Here is a 15,169-nt window from a genome sequence, read left to right as displayed (position 1 = left end):
TCGTGTCGCGATGGGGCGCGTAGCGGCCCCTGTTTTGAAATTGCCGGGGGCCGCTTTGCGGCCTCTTTCGCGACACAAGGCCGCTACAGGTCTGCAGTTCCATCGGCACGCCAGTAAGCCGCGGCCTTCAGTGCATTTTCAGGTACGCCCTTTTCCAGCAACAGCGCCTTGGCCTGGCGGGTCAGGGTTTTCTCCAGCGCCACCCAGCCGTACAACCGGCCTGGCGGCAAGCTCAGGTTCTTCACCAGGGTCAGCAGGTCTTCCTGGTGCCGACGTACCCAGATCACTTCCACCAGTGCCTTGCTCGGCAGTGGCTGGCGTTCCTGTTCGTCCTCGATCTGGATGACCGCCAGCACCTGGCGACCTGCGGGCAATTCCTCCAATCGGCGGCCAATGGCCGGAATGGCGGTTTCGTCGCCGATCAGCAGGTAGCTGTCGAAGATATCCGGCACCACCGTCGAAGCCCGCGGCCCGGCGATGTCCAGCGTATGCCCGGGCGCGGCCTGAGCGGCCCAGGTCGAGGCAGGGCCATCGCCGTGCAACACGAAATCGATGTCCAGTTCGTTGGCCACCAGGTCGACACGGCGGGGCGTGTACTCGCGCATGGTCGGCCGTGCGTCACCGTCCTTGCCCAGGTTACGGGCTTCGATCGCCCGCTGTTGCTCGGGCGTGTCGGCGAACAGCAGCTTGATGTGGTCATCGCTGCCGACGCTGGTAAAGCCCTGCAGCTCGGCACCGCCCAAGGTGATACGGCGCATGCGCGGGGTCAGTTCGGTAACCCGCAATACCTGCAAGCGGCGTTGGCGGATCTCGTGGTTGACGCGGTAGATGGTGTCACTCATGGGGTGTCTCCCTGACAGGCTCGGTCGGCCCGGCGGCGATGGCTTTGGCGGCATGGTTGAGCAGGTCGCGGACCCGCTCGATTTCTTCCGGCGTCCAGCGGCCACTGTGCATGTGCAGTGCATGGCGCAGGTTGCCGACCGCTTCGTGGATCTCTGGCGGGCGGTCGTGGCCGCGCAGGGCGCGTTTGCTGACCTCGATGCGCATGCGTACGCCGTCCAGGGCGACAGCCTGTTCCGCCAGGGCGGTGCGGCCGGCATCGGTGATGGCATAGAGGCGTTTGCTGCCCTGCACCTGGCCGCTGATCAGCTCGGCCTCCTCGAGGAAATTGAGCGTTGGGTAGATCACACCGGGGCTTGGGCTGTAGCTGCCATCGAACAGGTTCTCGATCTGGCGGATCAGGTCGTAGCCGTGGCCGGGCTGCTCGGCAAGCAGGGCCAACATCAACAGTTTGAGGTCGCCAGGGGCGAATACGCGTGGGCCGCGCTCGCCGCGGCCGGGGCGCCGCTCGAAGAGGTCGTGGGGGGAATGTTCGCGCATGGGAGCGGGGCTCTGTCGTGTTCGATATATCGCAAGATATTACTCAAGATATATCTAAAGACAAGCCCTTCATTGCGGATGATTATCATCTAATTCTTCGATGCATCCTTGTCCGGCTGGCCGTTCTGCGCTGTCACCTGTGGCAGCCTGCACTCATTCGGATTACCCGGTTGCAGGTACGGCATGAGGATCGGGGCCATGCCCTTGAGCACCTGTACCGGCAGCGCCGAAGTGAATGTGAAGGCTTCCGCCGAGCGCCCGGGCACGAACGCGGTCAAAGTGCCGAAGTGGTTGTCGCCCAGGTAGAACACGAACGTAGCGGTACGGTTCAGCGAGCGCGAGCCGATCAGGCGGCCACCGGCGCCAAAACTTTCGATGCGGTTGTCACCAGTACCGGTCTTGCCGCCCATGACCAGTGGCGTGCCGTCCTGCAGCTTGAAGCTGCCGGAAATACGCCGCGCGGTGCCTGCATCCACCACTTGTGACATGGCACCTTTGAGGGCGCGCGCCACTTCCACCGGCAGAATCCGCACGCCCCGGTCCGGGTCGGTGATCAGCTTGGTCTCGTACGGCGTGTTGGCGGCGAAGTGCAGGGTGTCGATGCGCAAGGTCGGCAGGCGTACACCGTCGTTCTGGATGATGCCGACCAGTTCGGAGAGGGCGGCGGGACGGTCGCCCGAGCTACCGATCGCGGTGGCCAGCGAGGGCACCAGGTGGTCGAACGGATAGCCCACGCGTTTCCAGCGCTGGTGAATGTCGAGGAACGCTTCGATTTCCACCATGGTGCGAATCCGGCTGTCGCGGGCGCCCTGGTGGCGGCTCTTGAACAGCCAGCCATACACCTCCTGGCGTTCGAAGCGGCTGGCATTGACCATTTCAGTCAAGGTCGAGCTGGGGTTTTTCAGCAGGTAGCCGAGCAGCCACAGGTCCAGGGGGTGGACCTTGGCAATGTAGCCCTGGTCAGGCAAGTCATACTTGCCCGGCCCATAGGCGTCGTACATCTCCGACAGGCGGCCGTCGGTCAGTTTGCCCAGGGCGGCCTTGTCACCCTTGAGGTGGGCGCGGACAAAGGCGTTGAAGGTTTCCTGCCCGGCCTCGGGGAACAGGTAGCGGTGCACCGCAGCCAGCCGTTGCGGGGTGACGCGCATGCTGTCGAGGAAGGTGTCCAGGCGTTGCTGCGAGGTCTTGCGCTGGTATTTCTTCCAGAAGCGCATCAGGTAGTTGGTGCCTTCCTTGTCGGCGAAACGGGCCAGGTATTCCTGGCGGCGCGGGTCGCTGTCGTCCTTGAGCAACGGCAGGCGGTTATACGGCTGCTGGTAGGTCACGTAGCGCACCAGGTCGCGCATCAGGCGGATGAACGGCAGGTTGATCGATTCGCGCAACGCGTCCTTGAGGGTCGGGTTGCGGCTGTTGTCTTCCTTGCGGAAGTTGTTGAACACATGCATGCCGCCGCCAGTGAAGAAGGCTTCGCCGGTGTTGGCCGAGTACTTGCGTTCCAGCGCGGCATCGAGCATGGCGTCCAGGCTCTGGTTCTTGCTGTTCTGCGCGAGCCATTCCAGCGACCACTGGGTGATGCGGTCGAGTTCGGCGACTTCGACTTTCTTCAGCTCGGCGGCAGGTTTGCCGGCGTACTTGTCGTGCAGCTCGGCGATGATTTCCAGGTAGGTGGTGAGTACGCGCAGCTTGGCGGTGGAACCCAGCTCCAGCTTGCTGCCTTCGTTGATGTCGAAAGGCTGGTCGGTGCTGTCGGTTTGCACCCGCACCCGCGAGCCATCGGCAGTGCGCTCGAACAAGGTGAAGCTGTAGCTCACCTGGTCGGTGGTCCTGGGCGTCAGCAGACGCTCGCCAATCAGGCCCATCTGCGCGGCGAACGCGGGGTCGGCAAGGTTCTTCAGGTATTGGCTGACCTGCACCTGAAGGTCGGCCTGCAGGGTACTGGTGGCCGACAGGTCGAGGCGGTCAAGGTCGTACAATGGGCGGTTGAGCATGGCCGCCAGGCGGTTGCGCGCCAGGCTGATGCCCTTGTTGGTGACGATCGGCACGATGGTCGGTTGCGCCACCCAGTCGCGGTAAACCGCCTTGCTGGCCAGTGCGGCGTTGGCCAGCGGCTGGTCGATGACCTGGTTGGCAGCCAGTACGCGAATGTGCGCATCGGTCAGCTCTGCCAGCTCGATTCGCCCCTTGGACAGGTAGTGCGAGGGGCGGCGCTGGGCAATCATCAAGGACAGCACCTGGCGCAGGGCGAGGCCGCGCGCGGCCATGCTTGCGGGGTCACTGGCGGTGGACATCAGGGCCTGGTTGACCTGGTCGAAATCGGCGCCGTACCACACCCGCAGGCCCTCGGCCATACCGTGCACCTCGCCATGCCCAGGCACGGCCGACAGGGGCACACTGTTGAGGTAGTCGCGGACGATGCGCTGGCGCGCCTCGGTGGTGTCGGGGCCGCCCTGGTAGGCACGCACGCTGGCAGAAATCATCTGACGGATCTTTTCGGCGCCCGACACGGTCAGGCCGTCTGGTGAATGGCGGTACTTTTCCAGTTGCGTGGCCAGGGTGCTGCCACCTGCGGACTGGCCAGGCAGGGCCAGGTACTTGGCCACCTGGCTATAGGCAGCCTTGGCGAAGCGCGGCCAGTCCACGGCCGGGTTGTTGCGTGGGTCCTTGGTGTCGAGCAGGTCGCGGTTTTCGATGAACAGCAGGCTGTTGACCATCACCGGTGGGATCGCGGCAAAGTCCGGATACAAGTATTGCGGGTACTTGTACTGGTACAGCGTGTCGCCGCGGCAGTCGGTGATCGACAGCCCGGCCTGGATCTTCTCGATGTAAGGGGCGAACAACCCATGCTCGACGTAGTTCATCAGCGCCGGCGAGAACCGCACCTGCTCGCTGATCAGGTAGTCGCGCTTGAGCAGGCGCGGCAGGAATTCACCCAGGGCGCTGTAGCCCAGGCGTTTGTCGAACGGGCCTTCGCCGGGGTAGACGATGGCATCGCTGGGGCCTGGCTGCAGCGAATAGGTGAGGGTAGTGGCCAGCTTGCTGAATTCCCGCGACTGCAGGTTGGAGGTGCGGAACTCGTCGTACGCGGCGAAGCCGATGGCTACCAGTGCCACCAGCAGGATGAGAATGATCAGCCGCCACCATAGCCGACGTTGACGGGGGGACTTCGGTTGTGGCGTCTCGGCCGGAGGTAGGTCGGGTGCTTCCGTTCTGGTTGGTTCCGATTGCCACAGTGCGCCCATAGTCTTCTATCCGGCCAGGTGTTTTCGTCTTGCTTGTCTGAAGCTTAGACGTTGAGCAGGGCAGGTGAAAAATTTGTAAGAAGCCGAGAAAGTGCCATCGGGCTATGCGGCTTTGGTGTCGGTTTCTTCGTCGGACGATGTTGCTATGGTGCCAGGGCGATGTTCAAGAGCGCTTTTTGCCCCGGAAAACTCGCTGATTATTCCGCTATATATAGCGAAAATCCCTACAACGGTGTTCCTATACTGCTTGCCCCTTCGCCCAGCCGGACGCTCTATTCCGGCACTCGAGCCGGCCCACAAGGCCAGTTTGGCAAGCCAACGCTACGCCTATCGGCCTGGCCGGTGCTGCACGAAGGTCAAATCCAATAACAAAACGAGGTTGTATTGCTATGCCAGTCGGCAACCACCCTGCCCACGGCCAGGCCACTGATGGCGGCCCGCTCAAGCGTGAACTGGGCGAACGGCACATCCGTCTGATGGCGCTGGGCGCCTGTATCGGTGTCGGTCTTTTCCTTGGTTCGGCCAAGGCCATCGAAATGGCCGGCCCAGCCATCATGCTGTCCTACATCATCGGTGGCCTGGCCATTCTGGTGATCATGCGCGCCCTTGGTGAAATGGCCGTGCACAATCCTGTCGCCGGTTCGTTCAGCCGTTATGCCCAGGACTACCTCGGCCCGCTGGCGGGCTTCCTTACCGGCTGGAACTACTGGTTCCTGTGGCTGGTGACCTGCGTGGCGGAGATTACCGCGGTCGCCATCTACATGGGCATCTGGTTCCCCGATGTCCCGCGCTGGATCTGGGCCCTGGCGGCGCTGGGCAGCATGGGCGCGGTCAACCTGGCGGCGGTCAAGGCGTTCGGTGAATTCGAGTTCTGGTTCGCCTTGATCAAGATCGTCACCATCATCGCCATGGTCCTCGGCGGCATCGGCATCATTGCCTTCGGCCTGGGCAATGACGGTGTGGCAATGGGCATCTCCAACCTGTGGAGCAACGGCGGCTTCATGCCGAATGGCATCGCCGGGGTACTGATGTCGCTACAGATGGTGATGTTTGCCTATCTGGGCGTGGAAATGATCGGCCTGACCGCGGGTGAAGCGCGCAACCCGCAGAGAACCATTCCGCACGCCATCGGCTCGGTGTTCTGGCGCATCCTGCTGTTCTACGTCGGTGCGCTGTTCGTGATCCTGTCGATCTACCCATGGAACGAGATTGGCAGCCAGGGCAGCCCGTTCGTCATGACCTTCGAGCGCCTCGGTATCAAGACTGCCGCCGGCATCATCAACTTCGTGGTGATTACCGCCGCGCTGTCCTCGTGCAACGGCGGCATCTTCAGCACCGGGCGCATGCTCTACAGCCTGGCGCAGAACGGCCAGGCCCCGGCAGCCTTCGCCCGCACCTCGAAGAACGGCGTGCCGCGCAATGCGCTGCTGCTGTCGATCGGCGCGCTGCTGTTGGGCGTGCTGGCCAACTACCTGGTGCCGGAGAAAGTCTTCGTCTGGGTCACTTCGATCGCCACCTTTGGCGCGATCTGGACCTGGGTAATGATTCTGCTGGCGCAGCTGAAATTCCGCGCCGGCCTCAGCAGCGCCGAGCGCAAGGCATTGAAATACCGCATGTGGCTGTGGCCGCTGAGCTCCTACCTGGCCCTGGCCTTCCTGGTGCTGGTGGTCGGCCTGATGGCGTACTTCGAGGATACCCGCGTGGCGCTGTATATCGGCCCGGCGTTCCTGGTGCTGCTGACGGTGCTGTACTACGCCTTGCGCCTGGCGCCGAAAGAAGCGCAGGGCGCGGCAGGCACGGTTTCCTGATGCTGGGTTCCCGGGGCCGCTTTGCGGCCCCAGGGGGCTATCAGGCGGCCACCTCACTGTTCGGTTCAAAGCTGTCCGCCCGCGCCAGCTGCCACATGCGCGAATAGAACTGGCCATTCACCTCGCCGGTCAGCAGTTCCCCCGGCTTCAGGAACACATGCATCTGCGAGAACAGCTTGATCTCGGTCGCGGAGCTGCGCCGCACCAGGTGCTTGGCTTCCAGCTGTGCTGGATGCTCAAGGCCCGCTGCTGCAAGCATCTCGGCCAGCGCACGCAAGGTGTTGTGGTGGAAATTGAATACCCGCTGGGCCTTGTCCGGCACTACCAGCGCGCGCTGGCGCAGCGGGTCTTGCGTGGCCACGCCGGTCGGGCACTTGTTGGTGTGGCAGCTCTGCGACTGGATGCAGCCGATGGCGAACATGAAGCCGCGCGCCGAGTTGGCCCAGTCGGCGCCGATGGCCAGCACGCTGGCGATGTCAAAGGCACTGACAATCTTGCCGCTGGCGCCAAGCTTGATCTTGTCGCGCAGGTTCAGGCCGACCAGGGTGTTGTGCACGAACAGCAGGCCTTCGCGCAACGGTACGCCGATGTGGTCGGTGAACTCCACCGGCGCGGCGCCGGTGCCGCCCTCCTTGCCATCGACGACAATGAAGTCGGGCAGGATGCCGGTTTCCAGCATGGCCTTGGCGATGCCCATGAACTCCCAGGGGTGACCCAGGCAGAACTTGAAGCCCACCGGTTTGCCGCCAGACAGTTCACGCAGCCGGGCGATGAACTGCATCATTTCGATGGGGGTGGAGAAGGCGCTGTGGCGTGACGGTGAAATGCAGTCTTCACCCATCAGTACACCACGGGTCTCGGCGATTTCCCGGGTTACCTTGTGCTTGGGCAGGATGCCGCCGTGGCCGGGCTTGGCACCCTGGCTCATCTTGATCTCGATCATCCGCACCTGCGGACTGCGCGCCTGGGCGGCGAAACGTTCGGGGTCGAAGCGCCCATCCGGCGTGCGGCAGCCGAAATAACCGCTGCCCAGTTCCCAGACCAGGTCGCCACCGTGTTCGCGGTGATAGGGGCTGATGCTGCCTTCGCCGGTGTCATGGTGGAAATTGCCCAGCTTGGCGCCCTGGTTGAGCGCGCGAATGGCGTTGGCGCTGAGCGAGCCGAAGCTCATGGCCGAAATGTTGAAGATCGACGCCGAATACGGCTGGCTGCACTGCGGCCCGCCGACCATGACGCGGAAGCTTGCCGGGTCGGCCAGTGGCGCCGGGCGCATGGAGTGGCCAATGAACTCGAATCCGGACTCGTACACGTCGATCAGGGTGCCGAAGGGTTTGTCGGAGGCTTCGTTCTTCGCCCGCGCATACACCAGCGAGCGCTGGGCACGCGAGAACGGCAGGGCATCGCTGTCGGCCTCCAGCAGGTACTGGCGGATTTCCGGGCGAATGGCCTCGACCAGGTAGCGGATGTTGCCCAGGATCGGGTAGTTGCGACGCACCGCATGGCGTTGCTGCAGCAGGTCGAACAGGCCGATCAGGCTGAGGACGGCGCTGGTCAGGGTGAATGGCCACAACCATTCATGGTGGGTGAACGGCAGGCTCGCCAGGGTGAACAGCACACAGGCGGCGAAAAAGGCATAGCGGCTGAGAAGTGACAGGCTCATACAGGGTCCTTGCGATGGCGCGGTCAGGCTCAGGGCCTGGGGCAAACCCCGACCATAGCCAAGTTGCAAGGCTGTGCAAAATTAAATCGCCGTAGCGAGCAACATGCCCGCGTGACTGCAGGCCGCGGGCGGGAGCACGTCAGAGCGGGTCGCGCAGCAATTTCTGCCGCCAGCTTTCCTGCTCCTGGGCCGGCGCCTCGACCAGGAACGAATAGCGTCCGGCCACCCGCACTGCCACCGCCACCCCATCGCGATACAGCAGGCGGTTGCCAGAGACCGCCGGCACTTTCGCCCCTGGCAGCAACGAACCGATCAGGTTCAACGGGTCACTGGCACTCACTGCTACCAGCGCCCCGTCCTGCTCGCGCCGGCGTACCTGGCGCAGCAGCGCTACCGCCTCCGGCAAGGCGAACTGTTCCCCCGCCAGCCCGGCAATGAAGCGCCCGCCACGAATCTCGCCGCGCGCCTCCAGCCGGTGGTAGCAACGCAGCAGCTCGCGCCATGGCGGCAGCACGTCGCTTTCGCGGTCCAGCAGGCGCCAGCAGACCACCCCATAGCGTCTCAGCAGGGCCCGGGCGATGTGCTCCAGGCGCTGGCTTTCTTCCACCTCACCGCGGCGCAACAACGCCCAGCGCCCGGCATTGGACATGCTGCTGGACAGCGGCGGGTGGCCACGTCTGCTGTTGCGGGATGAGCGCTTCGCCGCCGGGGTGATCAGGCTGCGCAGGCCGGTGAAACTGTCGGCCCCGGCGAGGCCGGCGCCCACCAGCTCTTGCAAGGCCGCCTCGAGTTCGCTGGGCAGCAGGTGGGCATCATGGCTCAGCTCGTCGAAGAACAGCGCGCCCTGCGCCTGCAATACTTCGTGCACGCGTTGCGCCCGCGCGCTGAGGCTGTCCAGGGCGGGCACCGGGGCAAGGCTGCGCCACACGTTCAGGTGCTGGCGTGGTAGCAGCACCAGCGGCGTGCTGGCCAAGGTACTGCTCGACACTGTCGTCGCCAGGCGGCTCCAGGCAAACTGCCCGCTGCGACAGGCATCGTCGAGCCAGTGCGGGCTATAGTCCTCGATACGAGCCGGCAGCAGTTCGGCCTCCCAGGCGCCGGCCGCGCTCGGAAAGCCTTGCAGTTGGCCCAGCACCTCGGCTACGGCGTCCGGCCCGCGCAGGCGGTGGCCATCGGCCAGGTGCTGCCAGTCGAACAGAAAGCGCATGAAGTCCTGCAGGCTGACCGGCTCGATTTCCCGGCGCAGGCGTTTGACCGTGTAGCGGTGGATGCGTGCCAGCAAATGGCGCTCGCACCACTGCAGGTCGCTGGTGCCCGGGCTGAAATGGCCACGCAGTACATAGCCTTCGGCTTCCAGACGGGCCAGGGCCTGTTCGATGGCCTGCGCCGGCTTGCCCAGCGGTGCGGCAATCTGTGCCTGGGTCAGCGGGCCGTGGCCGCTGAGACGGGCGCGCAGCAGTTCGACAAGCGCGCTGTCCGCTTCGGTAGCCTGAGCGAAGCCGGGCAAAACCGCCAGCGCCGGCTCCAGCCGGGCACCGGGGTACAGCGTGTGCAACAGGCCCAAGCGTTCGCGCGCCAGCCACAGCCCTGCCTCCACCAGGCGCATGGCCCGCCCGGCTTTGGCCAACTGGCGCAACAGCATGTCCCAACTGGCGTTTTCCCGCACTTCGTCCTGGCTGATGACGCCCAGCCCCATCAACGCTTCATGCATTTCGTCGGCATTACCGGGCTTTGGCCAGGCCTCCGCGGCCACGGCAGCAATGGCATCGGCATCCAGCGCACCCAGGTCGTCGCCGCTGTGTACCTCGTTCCAGCGCCGGTTGAGCACGGCCTGGGTGCGCCGTTCTTCCAGCGGGGCGTCATCCAGGAAGGCATAGGGCCGGGCATTGAGAATGGCCGAAGCCAGCGGCGAAGGGGCCGGCAGGTCGCGGCACAGCAGGCGCACCGCACCGCTTTCCATACGCCGCAGCAGGGCCAGCCAGCCTTCGCTGTCCATCGCTTCGTGCAGGCAGTCATCCAGGGTTTGCTCGACCAGCGGGTGATCGGGAATCTGCCGCTCGCCGGTGATGTTTTCCAGGCAGGCGATCTGGTCGGGAAACACGGCGGCCGCCAGGTCTTCGCTCTTTATCCGCTGGATCTGTGGCGCTACCTTGCGTCCGCCGATGAAGCGCGGCAAGGCCATGGCCACGCTGGCGTTCCAGCGCCAGCGTACGCCGAACAACGGCGCATCGAGCAGGGCCTGGACGAGGATCGGCTCGGCGCTGCGGCTGTTCAGGTAACGCCATACCTCGCCCAGTTCGAAACTGTGGCTGGTGGACAGCGACAGCACGATGGCGTCCTCGCTGGCGGCTGCCTGCAACTCGAAATTGAAGGTGCGGCAGAAGCGCTTGCGCAGCGCCAGGCCCCAGGCGCGGTTGATGCGGCTGCCGTAGGGGGAATGGATGATCAGCTGGGTACCGCCGGATTCATCGAAGAAGCGCTCCATCACCAGCGTCTCCTGCGAGGGCAGGGCACCCAGCACTTCGCGGGTGCGGGCCAGGTAGTCCAGCAATTGGCTGGCGCTGTCCTGGCCCAGTTGGAAGGTTTGCTGCAACCACGCCAGCACCTCTGCCAGGTTGCCGCCGGCCTGCGCCAGGCGCTGGTCGATCTGCGCCTGTAGCCGCGCCACCGCGGCAGACAGCTCGTCACTGCGCCCTGGCGCCTCGCCCAGCCAGAACGGAATGGTCGGCGGCAGGCCTTGCGCGTCTTCCACCCGCACCCGCCCCGGTTCCACGCGCAGGATGCGATAGGAGGCGTTACCCAGCTGGAAGATATCGCCGGCGATGCTCTCCACGGCAAAGTCTTCATTGACGCTGCCGATGTTCAGCGCCTGTGGTTCGAGCAACACCGCGTAGTCGGCGTTGTCAGGGATGGTGCCACCACTGGTCAGCGCAGTCAGCTGACTACCCCGGCGGCCGCGCAAGGTGCCGCTGACCGCGTCGCGGTGCAGGTAGGCGCTGCGCACGCCCTGGCGGCCGTTATAGCCTTCAGCGAGCATGCGCAGCAGGGCCTGGTAGTGTTGCAGGTCGAGTTCGGCGTAGGGCGTGGCCTGGCGCAGGCAGTCGTACAAGGCCTGTTCGTGCCACGCCTGGTTGCTGGCCTCGGCAACGATCTGCTGGGCCAGGACGTCCAGTGGCGCCCGGGGTATATGGAGCTCGTCCAGCTCGCCGCGGCGGACGCAGTCGAGCAGGGCTACGCATTCGATCAGATCATCGCGCGAGGTCGCGAACAGGCGCCCCTTGGGCACGCCATCGACCTGGTGGCCGGCGCGGCCAACCCGCTGCAGGAAGGCCGCGATCGAACCTGGCGAGGCGATCTGGCAGACCAGGTCAATGTCGCCGATGTCGATGCCCAGCTCCAGCGACGCGGTGGCCACCAGCACCTGCAACTGGCCACGTTTCAAGCGTTGCTCCGCATCCAGGCGCAGCTCCTTGGCCAGGCTGCCGTGGTGTGCCGCCACCGCCTCCTTGCCCAGCCGGTCGCTGAGGTGGCGGGTGATGCGTTCGGCCAGGCGCCGGGTATTGACGAACACCAGGGTGGTGCGGTGCTGGCGTGCCAGCTCGGCCAAGCGGTCGTAGACCAGGCCCCAGACATCAGTGGCCATCACCGCGCCAAGCGGTACCGGCGGCACTTCGATGGCCAGGTCGCGCTGCCGTGCATGGCCGACATCGACGATCGCGCAGGGGCGCCCGGTGCCGACCAGGAACTGCGCCACCCGTTCGACCGGGCGTTGCGTGGCCGACAGGCCGATACGCCGCAGTGGCCGCCGGCACAGGGCCTGCATACGCTCCAGGGTCAATGCCAGGTGGGCGCCGCGCTTGTTGCCGGCCAAGGCATGAATCTCATCGACGATCACCGTGTGCACGCTGGCCAGGCCCTCACGGCCCGAAGCCGAGCCCATCAGCACGTAGAGCGATTCGGGTGTGGTCACCAGGATGTGCGGTGCCAGCTTGCGCATGGCGACGCGTGCCTTTTGTGGCGTGTCGCCGGTGCGCACGGCCGTGGTGATGCGCGGGGCGCTGAGGCCCTGTTCGACAAGGGCCTGGCTGATGCCGTCGAGCGGAGCCTGCAGGTTCAGGCGGATATCGTTGGACAGCGCCTTGAGTGGCGAAACGTAGACCACCTGGGTGTGTGCAGGCAGCTCGCCCTGGTGCTCCAGGCCCTGGCGGAACAGTTCGTCGAGCACGGCCAGGAATGCGCTGAGGGTCTTGCCTGAGCCGGTCGGCGCCGCCAGCAGCATCGACTGGCCTGCATGGATCAACGGCCAGGCCTGTGCCTGGGCATCGGTCACCGTGGCGAAGTGACGACGGAACCAGGTGCGCACGGCGGGGTGGAACAGCTCGAGCACCGGGTGCTGTTTGGCGGGCAGGTTCATGTGCTGGTTATGGAGGGTACGGGGCGGGTTGGCAAGGGGCCGTTCGTCAGGCCGGCAGAGGAGACCTTGGCCTTGTCAGGGCAACAGTCCCATGGGATTCTCCCCGGCCATTGATTCAAGTGAGCCGAACCCATGCCCAACACCATCCGCATCGCCGCCGCCCTGCTGATCGACCCCCAGGGCCGTACCCTGCTGGTACGCAAGCGCGGCACCCAGGCCTTCATGCAGCCCGGCGGCAAGATCGATGCTGGCGAAACCCCGGTACAGGCGCTGGTGCGCGAGCTGCATGAGGAACTGGGCCTGCGCATCGACCCGGCCCAGGCCGTGCATCTGGGCCAATTCAGCGCCCCAGCCGCCAACGAGCCCGGCTTCGAGGTACAGGCCGAACTGTTCCGTGTCGACAGCGCCGCCGCCGTGGTCCCGGCCGCAGAAATCGAAGAGGTGACATGGCTGGCCGCTGACCAGACACCCACCATGCCGCTGGCCCCCTTGACCCGCGACCTGATCCTGCCGATGTACCATCAGGCGCTCAACGCACCGCGCTGACCCCATCGAGGGTGGCGAACGAGGTGTCCTTGGCGGTCAACAGGAAGTCCCGCATGTACGGTGCATCGAGCATGTCGGTGCGCACCGCGGCATAAAGCGTGGCGAACAGGCCTTTCTCGCCCAGGCGCTTGCCCTTGACGTAGCCGCGCGAGCTGTACTCGTGCAGCGCCCAATGCGGCATGCCGCACACGCCCCGGCCGCTGGCTACCAGTTGCATCATCATCACCGTCAGCTCCGAGGTGCGCACGGCGGCCGGCTCGATGTCGGCCGGCTCGAGGAAGCGGGTGAAGATATCCAGGCGGTCACGCTCTACCGGGTAGGTGATCAGCGTCTGGTCGAGCAGGTCCTGCGGCACGATATAGGGCTTGCTGGCCAACGGATGCTGGTTGGCCACCGCCAGCATCGCCTCGTAGGTGAACAGTGGCACGTAGGTGATACCCGCCAGGTCCACAGGGTCGGAGGTCACCACCAGGTCGAGGTCGCCACGGGCCAGGGCCGGCAGCGGGGCGAAGGCAAAGCCGGAGGCGAGGTCCAGTTCCACTTCCGGCCAGGCATCCCGGAACTGGTCGATGGTCGGCATCAGCCACTGGAAGCAGCTGTGGCATTCGATGGCCATGTGCAGGCGCCCGGCGGTGCCGCCAGCCAGGCGGGCGATGTCCCGCTCGGCGCCGCGCAGCAGCGGCAGGGTGGCATCGGCCAGTTGCAGCAGGCGCAGCCCGGCGCTGGTGAAGCGAATCGGCTTGGTCTTGCGCACGAACAGCGGCATGCCCAGGCGCTCTTCCAGTTCCTTGAACTGGTGCGAAAGAGCGGACTGCGTCAGATGCAGGCGTTCGGCGGCCTCCACCAGGCTGTCGGCCTCGCGCAGGGCATGAAGGGTTTTCAGGTGGCGGATCTCCAGCACAGCGACTCCGGGGGTTCAATCTGGGGGGAACAGGGAATGAGTTGAGTTTCCCTCATGTTGCAACCGCTGTCGACTGGGCGTTTGGTCACACCGTCTGGCGGCCGTCATCAAACTGTCACCGAACTGTGGCAGCGCGCCCGAACAGAATTCATCAGAATCGCGCTCTACTGGGGATCTGCATTCTGGTATTTCTTTCATGCGGGCTTTTTGGCTATTGGTTTTCTTCGTACTCAGCGTACCTGCGGGATTCGCCGAGCAGCGCTGTGACGCCCGGGTGCCGGTGCAGCGCGCCGAACTGGGGGCAGTGAGCCTGGTCTACCAGAGCGTCGGCGCGCCGCGCGACCCTGCCTTGCTGCTGGTCATGGGCCTGGGCGGGCAGCTTATCCATTGGCCGGACGACGTGGTCGAGGCGTTGTGCCGCCAGGGATTCCGGGTGATTCGCTACGACAACCGCGATGTCGGCCTGTCGCGCTGGAACCAGCTGCCACCGTCGGCCAACCTCACGATCGAGCTGCTGCGCTACAAGCTGGGGCTGCCGGTGGCAGCGCCCTATAGCCTGACCGACATGGCGGACGATGGCTTGCAGCTGATGGACGCGCTGGGGGTGCGCCAGTTCCATGTACTGGGGGTGAGCATGGGCGGCATGATCGCCCAGCACCTGGCAGCCATGGCGCCAGGGCGTGTGCGCAGCCTGACGCTGGTGATGTCCAGTTCCGGGGCGGCGGGTTTGCCGGCGCCGGCCCCGGCGCTGGTGCAACTGCTGGCCCGGCGCAGCGCAGCGAACCGCGAAATGGCCATCGAGCAACAGGCCGACCTGCTGGCTGCGTTGGGCAGCCCCGAGGTGCCAGACGACCGTGCCGCCTTGCTGCGGCAGGCGGCGCAGGCCTATGACCGCGCCTTCAACCCTGAAGGGGCCAAGCGTCAGATCATGGCGATACTGGCCGAGCCGAGCCGGGTCGAGCTGCTCAACCAGCTACGCGTGCCGACCCTGGTGGTGCACGGCACTGCCGACCCACTGCTACCGGTGATGCACGGCGTGCATCTGGCGGCGCATATCCAGGGCAGCCAGCTGCGCTTGATACCCGGGTTGGCACATCGCTTCCAGGAGCCGTTCAAGGCGCCGCTGCTGGGGGCGGTGTTGCCCTACCTGCAGGCACACCGGCAGGATGCCACGCATATCGCAGGGCTATGAATTTCCCTGCTTCAAGGCTGATGCGCTCG

General features: G+C 65.3%; 9 protein-coding genes. 3 read left to right on the top strand and 6 right to left on the bottom strand.

The genetic code is table 11. The features are described from left to right. Positions 1-83 precede the first annotated feature (83 nt). The 3 genes from ACLEJP_RS14335 to ACLEJP_RS14325 all read right to left on the bottom strand — a co-directional run bounded on the left by ACLEJP_RS14335 (position 84) and on the right by ACLEJP_RS14325 (position 4,619). Positions 84-842, bottom strand: a complete 759-nt coding sequence (locus ACLEJP_RS14335; protein ID WP_440807319.1) for a siderophore-interacting protein — start codon at positions 840-842, stop codon at positions 84-86. Then, the gene (locus ACLEJP_RS14330) at positions 835-1,380 is read right to left on the bottom strand and encodes a PadR family transcriptional regulator (RefSeq protein WP_225779021.1); all 546 of its coding nucleotides are present in this window, start codon (positions 1,378-1,380) and stop codon (positions 835-837) included. The genes ACLEJP_RS14335 and ACLEJP_RS14330 overlap by 8 nt, the downstream gene beginning before the upstream one ends. A gap of 89 nt (positions 1,381-1,469) precedes the next feature. Then, the gene (locus ACLEJP_RS14325; protein WP_440807316.1) at positions 1,470-4,619 is read right to left on the bottom strand and encodes a transglycosylase domain-containing protein; all 3,150 of its coding nucleotides are present in this window, start codon (positions 4,617-4,619) and stop codon (positions 1,470-1,472) included. Positions 4,620-5,008: 389 nt separating this feature from the next. Between ACLEJP_RS14325 and ACLEJP_RS14320 the strand changes: the two genes are divergently transcribed. Then, positions 5,009-6,427 carry an amino acid permease gene (locus ACLEJP_RS14320; RefSeq protein WP_440807313.1) on the top strand — a complete coding sequence of 473 codons (1,419 nt, stop codon included), beginning with the start codon at positions 5,009-5,011 and terminating at the stop codon, positions 6,425-6,427. A gap of 40 nt (positions 6,428-6,467) precedes the next feature. On the opposite strand, the gene ACLEJP_RS14315 is transcribed toward ACLEJP_RS14320, so the two are convergent. After that, positions 6,468-8,087 (bottom strand): FMN-binding glutamate synthase family protein, encoded by a 1,620-nt coding sequence (locus tag ACLEJP_RS14315; RefSeq protein ID WP_440807311.1) that lies wholly within the window; start codon positions 8,085-8,087, stop codon positions 6,468-6,470. 139 nt (positions 8,088-8,226) lie between these two features. Then, positions 8,227-12,501 (bottom strand): Lhr family helicase, encoded by a 4,275-nt coding sequence (locus ACLEJP_RS14310; protein WP_440807308.1) that lies wholly within the window; start codon positions 12,499-12,501, stop codon positions 8,227-8,229. 132 nt (positions 12,502-12,633) lie between these two features. Between ACLEJP_RS14310 and ACLEJP_RS14305 the strand changes: the two genes are divergently transcribed. Beyond that, positions 12,634-13,047 (top strand): NUDIX hydrolase, encoded by a 414-nt coding sequence (locus ACLEJP_RS14305; RefSeq protein WP_440807306.1) that lies wholly within the window; start codon positions 12,634-12,636, stop codon positions 13,045-13,047. Here ACLEJP_RS14305 and metR read toward each other — a convergent pair. Then, positions 13,031-13,948: a transcriptional regulator MetR gene (gene metR, locus ACLEJP_RS14300; protein ID WP_225779011.1), complete on the bottom strand. Its 918-nt coding sequence runs from the start codon at positions 13,946-13,948 to the stop codon at positions 13,031-13,033. The genes ACLEJP_RS14305 and metR overlap by 17 nt on opposite strands. 196 nt (positions 13,949-14,144) lie before the next feature. On the opposite strand from metR, the gene ACLEJP_RS14295 reads away from it, so the two are divergent. Then, the gene (locus tag ACLEJP_RS14295; protein WP_440807304.1) at positions 14,145-15,140 is read left to right on the top strand and encodes an alpha/beta fold hydrolase; all 996 of its coding nucleotides are present in this window, start codon (positions 14,145-14,147) and stop codon (positions 15,138-15,140) included. The last annotated feature ends 29 nt before the right edge of the window (positions 15,141-15,169 follow it).

Origin of the sequence: Pseudomonas sp. SMV7 (assembly GCF_052041995.1) — a bacterium.
GTDB lineage: Bacteria > Pseudomonadota > Gammaproteobacteria > Pseudomonadales > Pseudomonadaceae > Aquipseudomonas.
Note: the sequence above shows the minus strand (reverse complement) of the source record. Positions and strands in the feature narration are given on the sequence as shown.